Origin of the sequence: Geomonas terrae (genome assembly GCF_004791675.1) — a bacterium.
GTDB lineage: Bacteria > Desulfobacterota > Desulfuromonadia > Geobacterales > Geobacteraceae > Geomonas > Geomonas edaphica.
Window position 1 is genome coordinate 510059 of the sequence record NZ_SRSC01000002.1, and the last position, 20084, is coordinate 530142.

The window sequence follows — 20084 nt, forward strand, 5'->3', positions numbered from 1 at the left end:
CATGAAGCAGCAGTCCCCATCCGTAGCAATCGTCGGCATCGGCGGGATCTTTCCCGACGCGCCGGAACTGACCGTCTTTTGGGAGAATATCCGCAACGGTAAAAGCGCCGCCCGCGAGGTCCCGCAGGGGCGCTGGGCCGTTTCCGCCGACACCGCCTTCGACCCGGAGGCAGGGAAGCCGGACCACGTCTACTCCAGGCGCGGCTGTTTCATCGAGGCGATCCCCCATGCTTCCGAGCTTTCAGGCCTGCAGTTGGACCCGAAACTCGCCGACGGGCTTGATCCCGCGTTCCACCTCCTGCTGAACGCAGGCAAAAGGGCCTTCGACAGCGCGGTAACCGCAAAGCTCGACCGTTCCCGCATCGGCGTCATCATCGGCAACCTTGCCCTGCCGAGTGAATCGTCGGCGCAGCTCTCCCGCGCCCTCCTCGGGCGCTCCTTCAAGGAAAAGCTTCTTGGGCACGCGGGAAGCGACCCGATCACCAACCCGCTGAACCGCTACGTTGCCGGGCTTCCCGCCGGACTTCTCGCCTCCGCCCTCGGCCTTGGCGGCGGTTGCTGCACCCTGGACGCCGCCTGCGCCTCGTCGCTCTACGCCATCAAGCTTGCCTGCGACGAACTTCTTGCCGGGCGCGCCGATGCCATGCTCACCGGCGGTCTCTCCCGTCCCGATCCCCTCTTCACCCAGATGGGCTTCTCGCAGTTGCGCGCCCTCTCGCGCCGCGGCATCTGCTCGCCGTTCGACGCCTCCGGCGACGGCCTGGTCGTCGGCGAGGGTGCCGGCATCTTCGTCCTGAAGCGCCTCGACGACGCCCTCGCCCAAGGGGACAGGATCTACGGCGTGATCAGGGGGATCGGCCTCTCCAACGACGTGGGGGGAAGCCTGCTCGCCCCGATGGCCGACGGCCAGTTGCGCGCCATGCGTGCCGCCTACGTGAAGGCCGGCTGGACGCCGCAGGACGTCGACCTGATCGAGTGCCACGCCACCGGCACCCCGGTTGGGGACGCGACCGAAGTCGCGAGCCTCAGGGAGCTCTGGGGCGAGGTCCCGGGCAAGCCGTGCGTGATAGGGTCGGTCAAGTCGAACATAGGCCATCTCCTCACCGCCGCCGGTTCCGCAGCGCTCACCAAGGTGCTCCTCGCGATGAACGAGGAGACGCTGCCTCCCACCGCCAACTTCAGCCAGGCGCCCGAAACCTTCCGGCTCGAGGAAAGCCCGTTCCGTGTCCTGACCAAGGCGCAACCGTGGAAACGGCGTGCCGACGGCGTACCGCGCCGTGCCGCGGTCTCTGCCTTCGGCTTCGGCGGCATCAACGCCCACCTCCTCGTCGAGGAGTGGCTCCCGGAAAATAAAGCCGCGGCAGCCGCCCCCCCGAAGCAGGTCGGAGCGGTGGCCGTGGTCGGCCTCGATGCCCGCTTCGGCAAGTGGCAGGACCTTGCCTCCTTCCGTACCCGCGTGCTCGGCGGCGACGAGGCTTCGAAGCCTTCCCGTCCCTCCGACTGGTGGGGCGCCGAGAAGTGCTCCTGGTTCGACCGCGAAAAGTTCAAGGAGACCCCTTTCACCGGCTATTTCCTGGACGAGTTCGCCCAAGGGACGGACCAGTTCCGCATCCCGCCGCGCGAGATGGAGGAGATGCTCCCGCAGCAGCTTCTCATGCTGCAATCGGCGGCCGCCGCGATGAAGGACGCTGGATTTAACAACAGCGACAACCTGCGCGCCGGCGTTTTCGTCGGCATAGCACTCGACCTGAACAGCACCAACTTCGCCTTCCGCTGGTCCATCGCCGAAAAGGCACGGGAATGGGCGAAGGGGCTCGGCCTGGAACTCTCCGACGCCGAGCTTGAGGCGTGGATCGCCGAGCTGCGCGACCAGAGCGGGCCCGCTTTGACGGCGAACCGCACCATGGGCGCGCTCGGGAGCGTGGTGGCGAGCCGCGTCGCGCGCGAGTTCCGCTGCGGCGGCCCGAGCTTCACCATGTCGAGCGAGGAAAGCTCCGGCCTGCGCGCCCTGGAGACCGCAGTGCGCCAGCTGCAGTCCGAGGAGATCGACCGCGCCATCGTGGGCGCCGTAGACCTCGCGGGCGACCTGAGAGCCGTCATCGCGCAGCACCTGAACCGCCCGTATTCCGCCTTCGGGAGCGCCACCCCGTTCGACCAGTCCGCCGACGGCACCGTCATCGGCGAGGGGGCGGCCACCGTGGTCCTCAAGCGCCTGGAGGACGCGGAGCGCGACGGCGACCGCATCTACGCAGTAATCGAGGGGATCGGCGCCGCCAGCGGCGAAGTGATCCTCCCCGGCGCAGACGCCTACCGCCACGCACTGGAGCGCGCCTACGGGGAGGCTGGGTTGACGCAGCAGAGCGTCGACTTCATCGAGGCCCACGGCAGCGGCTACGCCGGTGAAGACCGCATGGAAGCGGCAGCCCTGAGCGCGTTCTTCGACGAACCCGGCGCCGTGGCCAAGCCGCGCCGTCTCGCCGTCGCGAGCGTCAAGGGAGACATCGGCCACACCGGTGCCGCCTCCGGCCTCGCCTCGCTCGTGCGCGGCTGCCTGGCCCTTTACCAGGAGATCATCCCCGGTGCCCGTACGGGCGAACGTCCGTTGGACGCCCTCTCCGGCTCCGGCACCCTCTTCCTCCCCGCCGGGTCGCGCTACTGGCTCAGAAACCGCAGTGAGGGCGCACGCCACGCAGGTGTCAGCGTCTTCGGGGTGGACGGCAGCGTAAGTCACGTGGTGCTGAAGGGTTACGAGAAGGTACCGGAACGCGCCGCACAGGAGCGGGTGGCGCCACTTGGCGCATGGGACGAGTTCCTCTTCTGCCTCACCGGTTCCGATCGCCAGGAACTCTCCGAGAGGCTGCGGCAGTTGCGTGAAGCAGCGGAGGCAAAGCCCGCGCCGGACCTCGCCGCCCTCTCCCGGAAGACCTGCTCCGACGCAAAAGTCGGCGCCGAGATGCCCCTCGCCGTGGCGCTCGTGGCTCGGAGCGCCTCCGAACTGGCATCGCTTTGCCTGCAGGGAGAGCGGATGCTGGGAGAAGATGCCGTCTACGCCGACGCGGTGCTGCACCCGTCGCTGCGCGACAGGCTCTTCTTCAACGCGACTCCGATGGGCGCCGCCGCGAAAATCGGCTTCGTCTATCCCGGTTCCGGGAACCATTTCCTCGGCATGGGGATGGAGCTCTCGGCGCGCTGGCCGGAGGTCTACCGGCGCCAGGACGCGGAAAACCTCTACCTGCGCGACCAGTTCCAGCCCGAGCAGTTCTGGAACGGCGCTTCGCTCGAGAGCGTCAACGAAGACCACCTCGCCGTCATCTTCGGCCAGGTGGCGACGGGATGTGCCGTTACCGACGTGGTGCAGCGCTTCGGGATCAAGCCGAACGCCGTGATCAGCTACAGCCTGGGCGAATCGGCCGGTCTCTTTGGCACCCGGACCTGGACCGAGCGCGACCTCATGCTCACCCGCATGAAGGCCTCCACCCTCTTCACCCGCGACTTAGCCGGAGAGTGCCGCGCCGCGCGCAAGGCGTGGGGCGAGCCTGAAGGGAAGGAGATCAACTGGTGCATCGGCGTCGTCGACGCACCGGAGCGCGAGGTGCGCCGCGCGCTCAAAAAGACCTCCCGCGTCTACCTCCTCATCGTGAACACCCCGGACGAGTGCGTCATCGGCGGGGACGTCAAGTGGGTGAAGCACCTTGTCGCCATGCTGAACTGCCGTTTCTTCGCGCTGCAGGGGGTTACCACGGTCCACTGCGAGGTGGCGCGCGAGGTTGGCAACGCCTATCGTGACCTGCACGTCTTCAACACGAACCCGCCCGCCGGTGTCACCTTCTACAGCGGCGCAGCAGGCAGCGCCTACCAGGTAAACCGCCGCAGCGCCGCTGAGTCCATCCTGGCCCAGGCGGTAGAGGGGATCGACTACCCGAAGGTGATAGAAGCGGCCTATGCCGAAGGGGTGCGCTACTTCATCGAGATGGGTCCGGGCGCATCCTGCAGCCGTATGATCGGGCGCATACTCGGGAACCGTCCCCACGTGGCCCGTTCCGTCTGCCAGCCCGGTACCGACGCCAACTCTGGACTTTTGAGGCTCCTGGCGCAGCTGACCGCCGAGAGGGTCCCTGTCGACTTGGAACCGCTCTTTGCCGCGGCCGCGACTACGACCAGCCTGCCGTCCGCAGCGAAAAAGGGACTCCGCTTCACCACCGGCGGAACCCCGTTCGCACCGACTGCTCCGCAACCCGCACGACCGTTGCAGTCGCAACCGGCACAGCCTGAACCTGCGTCTGCCGCCGCGCCGTCCAGCGCCCCGCTCAGTTCAAGCGCCACGCCCGTCGAAAAAGAGACGGCTGCGGCTTCCGCATCGGGTACGGCGCCGCAGATAAGGCAACACCCCGATGCGCCGATACTTACCCGGCAAAAACCGGCGTCACAACAAGTATTTGTGCAACCCGCACCTGCAGCGCCGACCGTTTCACATGCGGCACAGGTATCGGCAACGGAGTCGCAGATGAGGCAACCGGAAGCTCAAGCAAGGCCCGCCGCGGCGTCCCTTCAACCCGAAAGGGAGCAGGTGACCGAACCGTTGCTGCGCCAGTTCGCGCAGGCGCAGGACGCGGGCCGTCAGGCCCACGAAGCCTACCTGCGTATCGCCGACGATCTCAACCGCTCCATCGCGCAGACCCTAGCGATGCAGATCTCGCTCCAGCAGCAGATGCTCGCTGCCGGGATCCCTGTAGAGGCGGCGCACGACCTCACATCCCACACGTCCACATCCCCTCTCCCCCCGGGAGAGGGTCAGGGTGAGGGCGCTCCCATAACGTCCGCCCCCTACCCCGGCGCTCTCCCTGCCCTGTACGACTACGACGCGTGCCTGGAGTTCGCGGTAGGTTCCGCCGCCAAGATGCTCGGTCCCGAGTTCGCCGAGATCGACAGCTACCCGACCAGGGTAAGACTGCCGGACGTGCCGCTGCAGCTCGTGCACCGCATCGTCGCCCTCGAAGGCGAGCCGAAATCGATGACGCACGGCCGCGTGGTCACCCAGCACGACGTGCACCCCGGCGCTTGGTACCTGGACGGCGGCCGCATCCCGACCTGCATTGCAGTCGAAGCAGGCCAGGCGGACCTGTTCCTTTCCGGCTACCTCGGCATCGACTTCATCACCAAGGGGCTCGCCGTCTACCGGCTCCTCGACGCCGTGGTGACCTTCCACCGCGAGCTTCCGGCGCCGGGCGAGACCATCAACTACGACATCCACATCGAGCGTTTCTTCAGGCAGGGGGAAACCTACCTGTTCCGTTTCCACTTCGAGGCAACGGTGAACGGGGCGCCGCTTCTCTCCATGCGCAACGGCTGCGCCGGGTTCTTCACCCAGGAGGAGCTCGACGCCGGCAAAGGGATCGTGCGCGGCGCGGTCGACCTGCGTCCCCGCACCGGGAAGCTCCCCGCGGACTGGCGTTACCTGGTGCCGATGCAGCCCGCCTCCTTCAGCGCGGCGCACCTGGGCGCCCTCAGGCGCGGCGACCTGGCCGGCTGCTTCGGCCAGCTCTTCGCCGGTCTGCCGATCAAGCGCCCGCTCACCATCCCGGGTGGACGCATGGAGCTCGTGCATCGCGTCACCGAGCTTTCCCCGGACGGCGGACGCTGCGGGCTCGGCTTCATAAGGGCTGAGGCGGACATCCACCCGGACGACTGGTTCATCACCTGCCACTTCGTCGACGACCGCGTCATGCCCGGCACGCTCATGTACGAGTGCTGCATGCACACGCTGCGCATCTTCCTGCTCCGCCTGGGGTGGGTCGCCGAGGCCGATGGCGCGGCATGGCAGCCGGTTCCCGGCGTGGCAAGCCAGCTCTGCTGCCGCGGTCAGGTACTCGAAACGACCAAGGTGGTCACCTACGAGGTGACGGTGCGCGAACTTGGGTACCGCCCCGAGCCCTACGCCATCGTCGACGCGCTCATGTACGCCGACGGCAAGCCGATCGTGGAGATCACCAACATGTCGGCCCGCCTCACCGGCACCGATCAGCAGACCTTGCAGCGTCTCTGGCAGGGGGAAGCTCCCGCCGCAGCGCTCCACGCGGCAACACCGGCGGCGGACTACGACCGCAAGCCCGCGATTTACACCAAAGAGCAGATCCTCGCCTACAGTAACGGCAAGCCGTCCGAAGGGTTCGGCGACCGCTACAAAGTGTTCGACAGCGAGAGAAAGATCGCCCGTCTGCCGGGTCCCCCCTTCCAGTTCATGGACCGGGTCACCGCCGTTGCGGGCGAGCCGTGGGTGATGGCGCCGGGCGCCATGGCCGAGGCGCAGTACGACATCCCGGTGGACGAGTGGTACTTCGCGGCGGACCGCCAGCCGCGCATGCCTTTCTGCGTGCTGCTCGAAGCCGCTCTGCAGCCCTGCGGCTGGCTCGCCGCCTACGTTGGCTCCGCGCTCGTGAGCCCGACCGACATCTCCTTCCGAAACCTGGGCGGTACGGCCGTGCAGCACCGCCCGGTCACCCCGCAAAGCGGCACGCTGACCGCCACCGCGAAGCTTACCAAGGCGGCCACCTCGGGCGGCATGATCATCCAGGAGTTCGACTTCTCGGTATCGGACCGTCAGGGCGTCATCTACGAGGGGGAGACCATGTTCGGGTTCTTCGCCAAAGAGGCGCTGGCAAACCAGGTCGGGATACGCGAAGCCGCACCGTACCAGCCCACGGCGGCCGAGGTATCGCGCGGGCGTTCGCTCCCCTATCCCGAGTCCCACCCCTTCCCGGAGAAGTCGCTCCGCATGATCGACCGGATCGAGCTGTACGTCGCCGACGGCGGTCCTGCCGGGCTTGGCTACCTGAAGGGGACCAAGCGGGTGGTCGCCGAGGACTGGTACTTCAAGGCGCACTTCTACGAGGACCCGGTCACGCCGGGGTCGCTCGGGCTCGAGTCGTTCCTGCAGCTGGTGAAGTTCGCCGCCGTGCAGCGCTGGGGATGGCACCAGGGGGACACCCTCGCCGCCGTAGCACTCGGTCACAAACACCGCTGGCTCTACCGCGGCCAGGTGGTACCTACCGACAAGGAAGTCACCGTGCTGGCCTGGATCACCGCCGTCGACGAAGAAAGGCACGTCCTGACCGCCGCCGGTTATCTCTACGTCGACGGTAGGGCCATCTACCAGATGGAAGATTTCACGGTCCAGCTGGAGCGGTAAAGGCGTTCCGCCTACAAAGTTTTCAAGCATCCCAAGTTAAGGTGATAGATGAAGTATTCCAAGGTATACATCGAATCTTTCGGCTACGAGCTCGCCCCGGTCGTAGTCACTTCCGACGAACTGGAAGCGCGCCTCGAGCCGCTCTACAAGACGCTGCACTTCTCCCCGGGACAGCTCCAGGCGCTGACCGGGATCCGCGAACGCCGCTGGTGGGAGCCGGGCTTCCAGCTCTCCAAGGGGGCCATCGCCGCAGGCAAGAAGGCCCTCTCCGCTGCGGGAATCTCCGCCGGCGACCTCGGCGCCCTCCTCTACACCGGGGTCTGCCGTGAGCGCTTCGAACCGGCCACGGCATGCCGCGTGGCAGCGGGTCTGGGCGTCTCCGGAAACGCCGCGGTCTTCGACCTCTCCAACGCCTGCCTCGGTGTCTTAAACGGCATCCTCGAGGTGGCAAACCGCATCGAACTCGGCCAGATCAGGGCGGGCCTCGTGGTCTCATGCGAGAGCGCGCGCGACATCAACGACATCATGATCAAGAAGATGCTAGAGGACCGCAGCATGGAGAACTTTGCCAGTTCGCTTGCGACCCTCACCGGCGGCTCCGGTGCTGTTGCGGTGCTTCTCACCGACGGCTCCTTCTCCAAGTCAGGCCGCAGGAGGCTGCGCGGCGGCATCACCCATGCCGCACCGGAACACCACGCGCTCTGCCTCTGGGGCATCACCCCGGACGGCAAGGGTGGCTACGAGCAGTCCATGAGCACAGACGCGGTGAGCGTGATGAACTACGGCGTCGACCTCGGACGGCGCACCTGGGATGAGTTCCTCCCCGAGGTGGGGTGGAGCGAGAGCGACGTGGACCGCGTCGTCTGCCACCAGGTCGGCAGCGCCCACCAAAGCGCCATCCTGAAGACGCTCGGCATACCGCTGCACAAGGACTTCACCACCTACGAATTCCTCGGCAACATGGGTACCGTATCCCTGCCGCTCACCGCGGCCCTGGCCGACGAGCGGGATGTACTCTCGGCCGGTGACCGGGTCGCCCTGCTTGGGATCGGCTCCGGCCTGAACTGCCTCATGCTGGGGGTCGACTGGTGAGAGACGAAGTGAACAAGCACTACCCCTTCACCGGCCGCACCCTGGACCTCGACGGCCTCTCCTACCACTACCTCGACGAGGGGGCGGGCGAGCCCGTGGTCATGGTACACGGCAACCCGTCGTGGTCTTTCTATTACAGAAACCTCGTGCTCGCGCTCAGAAACCGCTACCGCTGCATCGTTCCGGACCACATCGGCTGCGGCTTCTCGGAGAAGCCCGGCGACGACCGCTACGACTACACCCTCTCGCGCCGCATCGATGACCTCGAGCGCCTGATCGACTCCCTCAACCTCGAAGGGAAGATCAACCTCGTGGTGCACGACTGGGGCGGGATGATCGGCATGGGTTACGCGAGCCGCCACCCGGAGCGCATCGGCCGCATCGTCATCCTCAACACGGCGGCCTTCCATCTCCCCAAGGAGAAGACCTTCCCGCTCGGCCTCAAGATCTGCCGCGACACCCTACTCGGAACCCTGCTCGTGCGCGGCTTCAACGCCTTCAGCGTCGGTGCCTCCATCGTCGGGTGCAAGAAGAACCCGATGTCGAATGAGCTGATGCAGGCATACCGCGCACCGTACGACTCCTGGGCGAACCGCATCGCGACGCTGCGCTTCGTGCAGGATATCCCGTTCGCGCCCGGCGACCGCAACTACGCCCTCGTGAGCGAGATCGCGGACTGCCTGCCGCGCTTCGCCGACATCCCGATGGCGATCTTCTGGGGTGAGCTAGATTTCGTCTTCGACACGACCTTCCTCGCCGAGTGGCAGCGTCGTTTCCCGAAGGCCGAGGTGCACAGCTACCCCGACGCCGGGCACTACATCCTCGAAGACATGAAGGACGAGGTGGTGCCGCTCATCGCCGACTTCCTGAAACGCACCTGACCCCGGAGAGCACCTGAGACCATGGCAGAGACCGAACTCGTCAATATCGCCGCGCACCTGCCGGAGATGGCCCGCCGCCAGCCCGACACCAGGGCGATCATCTTCCCGAAGGGGAAGCGCAGCCTCTCCTTCTCCGAGCTGAACCGACTGAGCGACCGTATCGCCCGCGGCCTCCTCGAAAACGGCATCTGCCGCGGCGTGCGCACCGTGCTCATGGTGACGCCGAGCCCCGAGTTCTTCGCCCTCACCTTCGCCCTCTTCAAGGTCGGCGCGGTGCCGGTGCTCATCGACCCGGGCCTCGGAATCAAGAACCTCAAGCAGTGCTTCGCCGAGGCGGAGCCGCACGCCTTCATCGGCATCCCGAAGGCGCATATCGCCCGCAAGCTCTTCTCCTGGGGCAAGGAGACCATCCGCACCTGCATCACCGTCGGGCCGCGCCTTTTCTGGGAGGGGACCACACTCGCCGCCATCATCGAGGGACAAAAGGACGATTCCCCCTTCACCCTGGCGCCGACCATGAAGGAAGACGTCGCCGCGATCCTCTTCACGAGCGGCAGCACCGGCGCCCCCAAGGGGGCCGTCTACAGCCACGGCAACTTCGCCGCCCAGGTGCAGGCACTCAAACAGGTGTACGGCATCGAGCCGGGCGAGATCGACCTGCCGACCTTCCCACTCTTCGCCCTCTTCGCCCCCGCGCTCGGCATGACCGCGGTGATCCCTGAGATGGACTTCACCCGCCCCGGTTCCGTCAATCCCAGAAAGATCCTGGGACCGATCAACGAATACGGCGTGACCACCATGTTCGGCTCCCCGGCCCTCATCAACCGCGTCGGACGCTACGGTGTCGAGCACGGGGTGAAGCTGCCGACCCTGCGCCGCGCCATCTCTGCGGGCGCGCCGGTCCCCGCCTCGGTACTCGAGCGCTTCACCAGCATGTTAAACCCCGGCGTCCAGGTCTTCACCCCCTACGGCGCAACCGAGGCGCTCCCGGTCTGCTCCATCGGCAGCAGGGAGATTCTGGAGGAGACGCGCCAGATCACCGATGCAGGGGGCGGGGTCTGCGTGGGGCGTCCGGTCGAGGGTATCCGCCTCGAGATCGTCCAGATCACCGACAACCCGATCTGCGGCTGGGACGAATCGCTGCGCGTGCCAACCGGGACGATAGGTGAGATCGTGGTGCAGGGCGAACAGGTGACGCGCGGCTACTACAACCGCCCGGAATCTGACCACATCTCGAAGATCGCCGACCCGGCCACCGATTCCTTCTTCCATCGCATGGGGGATCTGGGCGGGATGGACGAGGAGGGACGCGTCTGGTTCTGCGGCCGTAAGGCGCACCGCGTCGAGACCGAAACCGGCCCCATCTACACCATCCCATGCGAGGCGGTCTTCAACACGCACCCGGCCGTCTTAAGGAGCGCGCTCGTCGGCGTGGGCGAGCCCGGTAGCCAGCGTCCGGTCATCTGCATCGAACTCGAGAAAGGGCTCCAGGTCGACCAGGAGAAGGTGCGCAAGGAGCTCGCGGAGCTTGCGCAGGAACACATCCACACGAGCTCCATCGACACCTTCCTCTTCCACCCCGCCTTCCCGGTGGACATCCGGCACAACGCGAAGATCTTCCGCGAGAAGCTCGCGGTCTGGGCCGCTTTGAGGCTTAAATGCGCGCATTAGTCACAGGCGGAGGCGGGTTTCTCGGCTCGGCAATCGTTCGGCAGCTGCGGGCCCGCGGCGACGAGGTGGTCAGCTTCTCGCGCGGCGACTATCCCGAGCTCGCTGAGCTGGGCGTCGAGCAGCGTCACGGCGATTTGGCCGACGCGCAGGCTGTTTTACAGGCCGCCACCGGATGCGACATCGTCTTTCACGTCGCCGCCAAGGCCGGGATCTGGGGTGATTTCGAGGAATATTTCCGCGCCAATGTGATCGGGACGAAGAACGTCATCGCCGCCTGCCACGCCCTGGGCATCAGGCGCCTCGTCTACACCAGCTCGCCGAGCGTGGTCTTCGACGGCTCGGACGTCGAGGGCGCGGACGAAGCGCTCCCCTACCCCGCCCACTTCGAGGCGCCCTACCCGAAGACCAAGGCGCTCGCCGAAAAAGCCGTTCTCGCCGCCAACTCCCCTGAACTCGCGACCGTCTCTTTGCGCCCGCACCTGATCTGGGGCCCCGGCGACAACCACCTTGTGCCGCGTATCGTCGCCAAGGGACGTGCGGGCCAGCTCAAACGCATCGGCAAGCGGCCCTGCCTCGTCGACACCGTCTTCGTTGAGAACGCGGCCGAGGCGCACTTAAACGCCGCCGACCGCCTCGTCCCCGGTGCTCCCCTCTCCGGCAAGGCCTATTTCATCTCCAACGGCGAACCGATCCCGCTTTGGGACATGGTGAACCGCATCCTTGGCGCCGCAGGCGTTCCCCCGGTGACCCGCACCATACCTTCCGCCGTGGCCTACGCGGCGGGTGTCGTCTGCGAGTGCCTCTGGAAAAACCTCAAGCTCTCAGGGGAACCACCCATGACCCGGTTCGTCGCGAAGGAACTCGCCACCGCGCACTGGTTCGACATCTCCGCCGCACGCAGGGATCTGGGCTACGTCCCACGCGTCAGCATAGACGAGGGAATGGAGCTTCTGCGCCGCTCCTTAGGGGGCGGGCGGTGAGAGAGGTAGCGGGACTGGAAGACACAGCGGTACGTTACCGTCTTCTTTCCCTCCAGCGCACGGCGGCCGAGCGGGCGCGTCTGGAAAGCTTTTTGTCCGATGCGGAGTTGCGTCGCGGGTCGAGGCTTCTGGACACAGTAAAACGTGATGAATTCATGGTCGGGCATGGCTTGGTCCGGGAAGTGCTCGCGGAGCTTCTGTGTGTTGAACCACGTACAGTCGAGTTTTGTGAAGGGGAGTTCGGGAAGCCGTATCTGCGCGGTCAGGAGGAGCTTCAAGACGGGCTGCGCTTCAACGTTTCGCACTCAGGCGGAAAGCTGCTTTTAGCGGTAACTCGCGGCTGCGAGATCGGCGTCGACCTGGAAGAGATCAGGGAGGATCTGGCGTTTCGCCCTATGGCGGAGCGCTATTTTTCTTTGCGGGAAAATGAGGAGCTTTTCGGGCTGGATCCTGCGGAGCAGTTGGAGGCCTTCTACCGCTGCTGGACCAGGAAGGAAGCGTACATGAAGGGGACTGGAAGCGGCTTTTCGCACCCTTCCACCGGCTTCGACGTCTCGCTTCTTCCCGGCGCGCCGCCGGCCCTGCTGGGGCATCGTGGGGATCCGAGAGAGGTCGAAAGATGGAGCATCGTCGAACTCGATGCCGGTCCCGGCTACTGCGCCGCGCTGGCCTTCTTCTCTTCTCCTCCCCCCGGAGGGGGGAGGTTGGGAGGGGGGCATTCGCAGCGATAAGCAGGCCCCCCCCCACCCTAACCCTCCCCATCCGGGAGAGGGGACTCTTCACCTCATCTGCTACTTCATCCTGAACGCCCGATACGCGTCCATGTGGCTCTTGTACTTGGTGAGGCTCACCTCGCTGTTCAGCCAGGCGTAGATGATCGCGTTGGTCTCCTTGTCCCACTTGAAGAAGAGCCGGTGCTCCTTGGTCGGCTTCGCCCTGCGCCACTGCCGGTAGGCATGCCCCTCCGCCTCACCCTGGTAATATGAGGCGTGCTGCGGGTCCGCCGGTATCTCGTCCTTGATCGCCCGATAAACCCGCGCCAGAAGCTTCGCCTGCGGCGAATTCATGTACGTCTGCGGGTTCCTCTCCCGCTCCTTCGCCACCACGTTTATCAGCTCATCCAGCACCTGCTCGAACGCGGCGTGAAACCGGATGCGCGACTCGTTACTCACCATGATCAGACCTCCACGCCCCGCACCAGTTCCTCGATCAGCTTCATCTTGTCCGGGTCCGGCACCTTGATGTTGTCGGCGCTGCCTGCCAGCTCACGCTCCATGTAGTCATAGAGCTCGTATATGGTCCCGTTCTCGACGGAGAAGGAGAAGACATCGAAAATGCGGGGATGACAGGCGACAGTCGCGAGCCTCTCGGCGATCAGGTCCTCGTAATAGGTGGCGACCAGGCTGTCCGGAAGCACGAACCGGTAATGGATGAAGGAGGAAGCCTTGCCGGTGACCAGTTCGTAACGGTAGCTCGAGAGGATGACGTCGGTCTCGGAAAAGGCGGTGCCTATCGCCGCCAGAATGACCTTGAGATCCTGTTCCGCGAGTCCTTGGGCGGCGAGGATCGCAGTCAACTTCTCGAAGTCCCCCTGCCTCGGGTGGTGCACACCCTCGTGGCTTTCCTGCCACTGGGAGAGGAGCTTTTTCAACAGGGAAAAGCGGCCGGTGAGCGGTGCGATGCCGATCGCCGCGTTCAGAAGCTTCTGGTCTTTCGGCGCGCGGTCGAGCGCGAGCAGGGTGTACTTGGCGGACTCGTTCCACATGCAGGAGGTCTCGAGGGAGAATGCGTAATACATGAGCCCCAGGTGGGACGGGGAAAGCTCGATAGCCTGGGCGTATTCGGCAGTCATCGCCTCGATGTTATGTTCGAGACAGGCCACCATGCCGAGGAGGGCATGCGCCGAGACCGGGTCCTTCTTGAGCAGGGAATGCGCCGCCTTCCGATACCGGGCAAGCTTCAGCCCTTGGGTGACGTCCCGGCGGGTGAAGCCCCCCAGTTCGCGGAGCAACTGGGCAAAATCAGGCTGTTTCCAGAAAAGCATGTGGAACTCAGGAAAGCTCGGTGCCGCAGAAACGGCACGAGGTCTCGCGCCATTTGGAGAACTCGCGGCATTTCGGACACTGGCGATAGTGTCCGTCCACCGGGCGCAGCGGGCGCTGGAAGATGGTGACCATCACGGTGGGAGGGAAGCAGAAGTTAAGCAGGAACCACATGAGGGGATTTCTCCCCTTGGTGTAGGCAACCCAGGCACCGATAAGCCCGGGCAGCAGGAAAAAGACGCCGATGTAGCCCCACTCCATGATCTCTTTAGGCATGTCTGCTCCACGTGCATCTGGTTTCAAGTTAGAGATTGCAGCTGCCGACGCCCTCACCCGGCCTTCGGCCACCCTCTCCCGGGGGGAGAGGGAATGTCAATCAGGTCTTGGGTTCGGTCCTGGTGATGGTGCTGCGCACGTCGAGACCGAGCAGCCTGGACGCTTCGTGCATCGCGTTCAGGTACCGTTCCTTGAAGTGCGGCAGGGTCTCGGCGGGGTCCTCTTCGTCGTCCCAGGGAAGCTTGGTGCGGGCAAGCACTATGAGGATTTCCTCGAGGGCATCCCTTTGCTCTCTCAGTTCGCGGATCTCCAGCAGGGCCTCCTGCAACAGCGCCTTCTCTGCACTCTGACTTTCGATCGCCGACTGCAGCTTATGTAGTATATCGGTCATGGATCGCTCCTCTTGAGTGGAGGCATCCTATCAGCGTGCCGTATACGAGTCAACAGCGTTTATCTGCGCACGGGGCTACTGTTTTCACGGCTTCGAGAGCCTTTTCACGCAGAAGGAGAGCGTTTCTTTTAATTGCCAAACAGCCATAAAGGTTCTATGCTCTCCCTTCGCAGTCACCACTACACAGACAAAAGGACGATTACATGAACAGGTTCGCAACGTTACTCATCGGCTCCGCCCTCAGCTCGCTTGTCGCCGCCCATGGTTTCGCCGCAGAGTCCGCACCTGAAGCGGCAAAGCCCGCTGCAACATCTGCCGCTCCGGCCGCCGTCGCTTCTGCCGCTCCCGCAGCGTCTGTCGATGCCACTCCGGCAGCAATCAAAATCGGCTTCGTGGACATGAGCAAGATCGCTGAGGAAAGTGCAGAGGGAAAGGCCGCCACCAACACTTTGAAGGCGAAGTCCGAGAAGCTCCGCAAGAAGATTGAGTCGCAACAAAAGCAGTTGGAGAAGCAGAAAGAAGCCATCCAGGCGAAGCTTCCCAGCATGACTCCGAAAGAGCGTGCCGCCAAAGGGAAGGAGTTCGAGAAGAAAGTCGACGAGTACCAGAAAACGGTGCGCGCCAGCGAGCTCGAGGTGACCAAACTGCAGGACAGGCTGACCAAAGAGGTCGGCGGGGTCCTCAAGAAAGCGGCATCCGACTACGCCAAAGCGAACGGGTACCTTCTCGTTGCCGAGGAGAAAGCCGTGCTCTTCCTCGACGACAAGGTGAAACCGAAGGACCTCACTGACGAGATCATAGCTTTCATGGCTAAGTCCAAGTAACCCGCTTTTCACGCGAGAAACACGAGCCGCCCCACTTCACCAAGGGGCGGCTCTTTTTTTGCCCCGCCTCCTTGGCGTTCTGCATTTCCCCCCCTCTGTCTACAAAAAATTAATACACTCCAACAAACCTCGCCCACGCATGGTAGAATCCCCCCTTGTTTGCGTCAGGAAGGAATTTCCACGACATGAAGGGGGAAATCATGGACCTGCGTTGCCTCATGCCGCTCTGCCTTGCGGCCGCCATCTGCTTCTGTCACGGCCGGGCAGAAGCAACCCTCGGTGAGCCGGCCGACACGATCGCAAAGGACAAAAAGGCGTTGGCGGCTGTATCCCAAAAGTCACTCAGCAGCGCGCGTTTCAAGGTGCAGCAAATGGCATCCGGAACGACCAAAACAGCGATCAGGGAATACGTGTCTCCCACCGGCGTCGTCTTCGCGATTGCTTGGAACGGACTCGTTCACCCGGATCTCAAGGTGCTCCTCGGCTCTTACCACGACGACTACCGAAAGGCGCTCTCGCGCCGGGCTCGCAACCCTGGGCGCAGAGAGATGAAACTCGTTTCGGAGCGGCTGGTTGTGGAGACGTGGGGACACATGCGCAACCTGCAAGGGCGGGCATACCTTCCGGCACTGCTCCCCGAAGGAGTGAACATCGATGAGATACGTTAACCTATCAGCGCTGCTCACCATCTGTTGCCTCTTCATCATGACCGGATGCGGCGGCGGTGGTGGCGGCGGTTCGCACCCCTCCCTAACCTCAATCACGATCACGCCTGACGCCTCCACGCTCGCAGTCGGCTCGACCACACAACTCACCGCGACAGGCACCTATTCCGACAACAGCACCAAGAACATCACCAACGACGTCACCTGGAGTTCGTCTGCCGCAGGCACGGCGACGGTAAGCAACACGCAGGGGAGCAAGGGGGTGGTCACCGTCATCTCCCAAGGGGCGGTAACCATCACCGCGTCTTTTGGGGATGTTTCCGATACCACCGCACTCACTACGACACCATCCGCCAACGCGGCAAACGTCATGAAGATCACGGTGAACGGATCGCTCTGTGCCGCGGGGAGCTACATCAACAAGCCCTGCGTCAGCGTCACCATCTGCAACCCCGACCTCTCGGCCTGTCAGACCGTGAACGACATCCTGCTCGACACAGGCAGTTTCGGTCTGCGCATTTTCCAGCAGGCCATCCCCGGCCTCACCTTGCCGCAGGTCGCAAGCGGCCAGGGCGCCCTCACCGGATGCGTAGAATTTGCTGACGGGAGCTCGCTTTGGGGACCGATCCAAAGGGCGATGGTGAAGCTTGGCGACGAGCCCTACGTCTCCGTGCCGATCCAAGTAATCAACTCCAGCTTCGGATCGCTACCCCTCCCCTGTTCCAACGCTGACCCCACACCGGTATCTTCCGGCTTCACCGGCATCCTCGGGGTCGGCCTCTTCAAGGAGGACTGCGGTCTTGACTGTGCCTTTACCGCCGCGAACGGGGTCTACTACAGTTGCATCGGTACATCCTGCACCGGCGCTGCGGTCCCGCTCTCGGATCAGGTGCAAAACCCGGTGGCAGCCCTGTCCACGGACGGCAACGGCGTTATCGTCCAGCTACCGTCGGTACCGCTTGGCGGCGCCTCCTCCATCGACGGTTCACTGATCCTCGGGATCGGCACCAGGAGCAACAACACGCTCACCTCCCCGACCGTGCTTCGTACCGATTCCACCGGGGACGTGACCACCGTGATCGACAGCATCAGTTCCTTCGGTTTCTTCGATACGGGCTCCAATGCCCTGTTCTTCCCAAACCCGGACACGTCGCTACTACCGGTCTGCCCCTCGCCGAACACGGACTGGTACTGCCCACCGGCAACCCGGACACTTTCTGCGACCAACACAGCGGCGACCGGCTCACCTTCCTCTACCGTCAACTTCAGCATCACCAGCCTCGAAACGCTACTCAACACCTCGAATAACGTGTTCGTCGATATCGGCGGTCCATCCAGTTTCGGCTTCGACTGGGGACTTCCCTTCTTCATGGGACGCAGCGTTGCCTTCGGCATCGAGAGCGAGACCTCGCCGCTGGGCACCGGGCCGTACGTCGCCTATTGAGACCCCTCCAGCCGCCCTACCCCCGAAGCTGGGGCGGCCGGAGCATGAGACCGATAGGGCGCCATGACCTCCAGTAGGGGCGAATGATTATTCGCCCAGCCGACGATGCATCGACTCAGTCGTTGGCGATATCGACGCCGGAACGATAAAGGGGGGCGAATGATTATTCGCCCCTACAGTCATCCGGTCTAAATGCACGTTTGACCCTTCGAGCGCCTTCCGATACTATGACTCCTTGTGATGTCATGCATTTGCCCTCAAGGAGGCGCTCCAAAAATGAAACCAATGGTCCTGCTGGTTGCCCTGCTTGCAGCCTCGCTCTCCGTACCTTCTTTCGCCGCGTCGACACCCGACACCAAACAGGAGCCCGCAGCCCGTCAGGAGCCGCAACAACATCCCTCCGCCGCAACCGCCGCGGCCACCCGGCACAAGGTGCGCATCGACGGCAGGGAGATTGCCTACGAGGCGAGTGCGGGCACACTCCCGGTGCAAAATGACGCGGGGGAGACCGAAGCGGAGATCTTCTACGTCTCGTACCGCGTGCCGCAGGCAAAAACGGCGCCCCCACGCCCACTGCTCTTCATCTTCAACGGCGGCCCCGGCGCCGCCTCGGTGTGGCTGCACCTCGGAGCGCTCGGGCCGAAACGGGTGCAGATGCTTCCCGACGGCAACATGCCGGCCCCTCCATTCAAGCTCACCGAAAACGCCTCAAGCTGGCTCGATCTCGGCGATCTCGTCTTTGTGGATCCGGTAGGAACCGGCTACAGCCGCGGCACCAAACCGGAGCTCACCAAGAAGTTCTCCGCGGTACAGCCGGACATCGACTCCCTGCAACGCTTCATCAGGCTCTACCTCACGCGCAACCAGGCGTGGAGCGCACCGCTCTTTCTTGTCGGGGAAAGCTACGGCACCTTCCGCTGTGCCGGGCTCTCCGACCTGTTGGTCGAGCACGGCGTAGCGCTAAACGGCGTCATCCTCATCTCCAGCATCTTGAACTTCCAGACGATCGCTTTCGACTATGGCAACGATCTCCCCTACCAGCTCATCCTCCCGAGCTACACGGCAACCGCCTTTTATCACAAAAAGCTCGCACCTGAGCTTATGGCTGACCTCGACCGGACTCTCGCGCAGGCGGAGCATTGGGCATCGACGGATTACGCGCTGGCGTTGGAAAGAGGTGATCGGCTTGACGCGGAAGGGAAAAAGAGGGTGGCGACGGAGTTCGCCAGGTTTACCGGACTGGATCCGGCGTTCGTACTGAACCGAAACCTGCGCATCGACAACAGGGATTTCGCGCGTGAAATTTTGCGCAAAGAGGGACGGATGGTGGGGTTCATGGACAGCAGGCTCAACGCCGAGAACCCCGAACCGGCGAAATCTGCCGGTTTCGATGCGACGATCACCACGATCCGCCCCCCCTTCACCGCGGCGATCAATACGTACCTGCGCGAGGAACTCGGCTACCAGTCGGATCAGGAGTATTTCACCCTGGGGGGCGGTATCGGGCGGTGGGATTGGGAGGCGAAGAACAGCTATGCCGACACGGCGGAAAACCTGCGTAACGCCATGGTGAAGAACCCGTACCTGAAGATCTGGGTCGCCTCTGGGCTCTTCGACCTCGCCACGCCGCACTACGCAGCCGAGTACACCATGGCCCACCTGGGCGTCGGTGAAAAGCTGCGGGAGAACATAACGATCAGACGTTACCGCTCCGGACACATGATGTACCTCGAGACGGAAGCGCTGGCTCAGCTCAAAAAGGATGCCGCGCAGTTCATCGGCTCGGCAGTAAAACGCTAGAGCGCGTCTACTGCCAAAGCCCTGCGGGTTGCGCCGTTTCGATCCGGTCCTGCTCCTCACGCGGCAGGACCGAGAAGAAGTCGAGCCCGGTCCGCTTCTCGACCTCGCGCACCGGGACCAGGTACTTGGGCATGTCCTCGGTTTCGAGCGGCTCGTTCGGCATGATGACGGCGATTGCCTCGCGCCGCTTCGGATCGAGAATCACCTTGTATAGCGCCTCGGGAACCGCGACCCGGTTGCGTCCGATGGTCTTTCCTCCGGTAAGCGGATAGATCGGACCGCTGTAGATGAAAAGCTCGCCGCGCTTTTGGACCCACGCGCGCACCTTCCCTTCCAGTTCGGCCCAGATGCCACGGTTCATCCCCTCACCGGCCTGGGGCACCATGTTCGAGAGATAGAAACTCTCCGACATGGCCTCTTCGTCCCACGCCATATCCGCCGCAGGCGCCATGTGCCCCCTGTCGTACCCCGATCCCTTGTAATCGGAAAGCTCGGCACGGCTCCCCCTCGGGAGGTCGACGTCAGGTCGGAAGTTGTTTCCCCTTTTCAGCTTTGCAAGCAAGCGCTCCCGCGTCATGCGCTCGGCGACCCAGAGCGGCGTCTTTTTCTCGGCGTCGTGGCTCAAAAGGTACCCCTTGCGGCACAGAAGGTCGCCGGAATGCCCCGGGACGCCGAAGGCAGCGTACTCGCCGCAGTCGTCGATGGCACCGCCAAAGGCAGCGCCGGCACTCAGAAAAACGATAAGGATGAGGTTGAATAAACCGGTTCGAAGCATGGAAGGACCGCCTTGTATCCGCTCACGGCGGAGAATGCAGGCGGCAGTTTAACAGGA

At 64.1% G+C, this 20084-nt stretch carries 15 protein-coding genes; 10 read left to right on the top strand and 5 right to left on the bottom strand.

The features are described from left to right. The first annotated feature begins 1 nt into the window (after position 1). The 6 genes from E4633_RS09445 to E4633_RS09470 are packed head-to-tail and all read left to right on the top strand — an operon-like array spanning position 2 to position 12541. A complete protein-coding gene (locus E4633_RS09445) occupies positions 2-7186 on the top strand; it encodes a beta-ketoacyl synthase N-terminal-like domain-containing protein (RefSeq protein WP_135869996.1) in 7185 nt (2394 codons plus the stop codon). 48 nt (positions 7187-7234) lie between these two features. Further along, positions 7235-8278 (top strand): 3-oxoacyl-ACP synthase III, encoded by a 1044-nt coding sequence (locus E4633_RS09450; RefSeq protein WP_135869997.1) that lies wholly within the window; start codon positions 7235-7237, stop codon positions 8276-8278. After that, on the top strand, positions 8275-9159 hold the full coding sequence (locus tag E4633_RS09455; protein WP_135869998.1) for an alpha/beta fold hydrolase: 885 nt from the start codon (positions 8275-8277) through the stop codon (positions 9157-9159). The genes E4633_RS09450 and E4633_RS09455 overlap by 4 nt, the downstream gene beginning before the upstream one ends. Before the next feature lie 21 nt (positions 9160-9180). After that, positions 9181-10830 carry a fatty acid CoA ligase family protein gene (locus tag E4633_RS09460; protein ID WP_135869999.1) on the top strand — a complete coding sequence of 550 codons (1650 nt, stop codon included), beginning with the start codon at positions 9181-9183 and terminating at the stop codon, positions 10828-10830. Beyond that, on the top strand, positions 10818-11810 hold the full coding sequence (locus E4633_RS09465) for an NAD-dependent epimerase/dehydratase family protein (RefSeq protein WP_135870000.1): 993 nt from the start codon (positions 10818-10820) through the stop codon (positions 11808-11810). The genes E4633_RS09460 and E4633_RS09465 overlap by 13 nt, the downstream gene beginning before the upstream one ends. Continuing rightward, a complete protein-coding gene (locus E4633_RS09470; RefSeq protein WP_135870001.1) occupies positions 11807-12541 on the top strand; it encodes a 4'-phosphopantetheinyl transferase family protein in 735 nt (244 codons plus the stop codon). The genes E4633_RS09465 and E4633_RS09470 overlap by 4 nt, the downstream gene beginning before the upstream one ends. A gap of 60 nt (positions 12542-12601) precedes the next feature. Here the strand turns inward: E4633_RS09470 and E4633_RS09475 are convergent, their stop codons facing one another. The 4 genes from E4633_RS09475 to E4633_RS09490 form a co-directional block, all read right to left on the bottom strand. After that, the gene (locus tag E4633_RS09475; protein ID WP_129125516.1) at positions 12602-12985 is read right to left on the bottom strand and encodes a type II toxin-antitoxin system YhaV family toxin; all 384 of its coding nucleotides are present in this window, start codon (positions 12983-12985) and stop codon (positions 12602-12604) included. Between the two features lie 2 nt (positions 12986-12987). Beyond that, positions 12988-13854, bottom strand: a complete 867-nt coding sequence (locus E4633_RS09480) for a hypothetical protein (protein WP_135870002.1) — start codon at positions 13852-13854, stop codon at positions 12988-12990. A gap of 7 nt (positions 13855-13861) precedes the next feature. Continuing rightward, entirely contained in the window at positions 13862-14128 is a 267-nt protein-coding gene (locus E4633_RS09485) for a hypothetical protein (RefSeq protein ID WP_135870003.1), read from the bottom strand. Between the two features lie 100 nt (positions 14129-14228). Continuing rightward, a complete protein-coding gene (locus E4633_RS09490) occupies positions 14229-14519 on the bottom strand; it encodes a hypothetical protein (RefSeq protein WP_135870004.1) in 291 nt (96 codons plus the stop codon). A gap of 203 nt (positions 14520-14722) precedes the next feature. Here E4633_RS09490 and E4633_RS09495 point away from each other — a divergent pair, with 203 nt between their 5' ends. The 4 genes from E4633_RS09495 (at position 14723) to E4633_RS09510 (ending at position 19252) form a co-directional block, all read left to right on the top strand. Next, positions 14723-15343: an OmpH family outer membrane protein gene (locus E4633_RS09495; RefSeq protein ID WP_135870005.1), complete on the top strand. Its 621-nt coding sequence runs from the start codon at positions 14723-14725 to the stop codon at positions 15341-15343. 200 nt (positions 15344-15543) lie between these two features. Further along, a complete protein-coding gene (locus tag E4633_RS09500) occupies positions 15544-16011 on the top strand; it encodes a DUF2844 domain-containing protein (protein WP_135870006.1) in 468 nt (155 codons plus the stop codon). Continuing rightward, complete coding sequence (locus tag E4633_RS09505; RefSeq protein WP_135870007.1) at positions 15998-17452, top strand: DUF3443 family protein; 1455 nt, start codon at positions 15998-16000, stop codon at positions 17450-17452. The genes E4633_RS09500 and E4633_RS09505 overlap by 14 nt, the downstream gene beginning before the upstream one ends. A 276-nt stretch (positions 17453-17728) precedes the next feature. Then, positions 17729-19252 carry a S10 family peptidase gene (locus E4633_RS09510; protein WP_135870008.1) on the top strand — a complete coding sequence of 508 codons (1524 nt, stop codon included), beginning with the start codon at positions 17729-17731 and terminating at the stop codon, positions 19250-19252. 7 nt (positions 19253-19259) lie between these two features. Here the strand turns inward: E4633_RS09510 and E4633_RS09515 are convergent, their stop codons facing one another. Further along, the gene (locus tag E4633_RS09515) at positions 19260-20027 is read right to left on the bottom strand and encodes a DNA/RNA non-specific endonuclease (RefSeq protein WP_135870009.1); all 768 of its coding nucleotides are present in this window, start codon (positions 20025-20027) and stop codon (positions 19260-19262) included. Between the last annotated feature and the right edge of the window lie 57 nt (positions 20028-20084).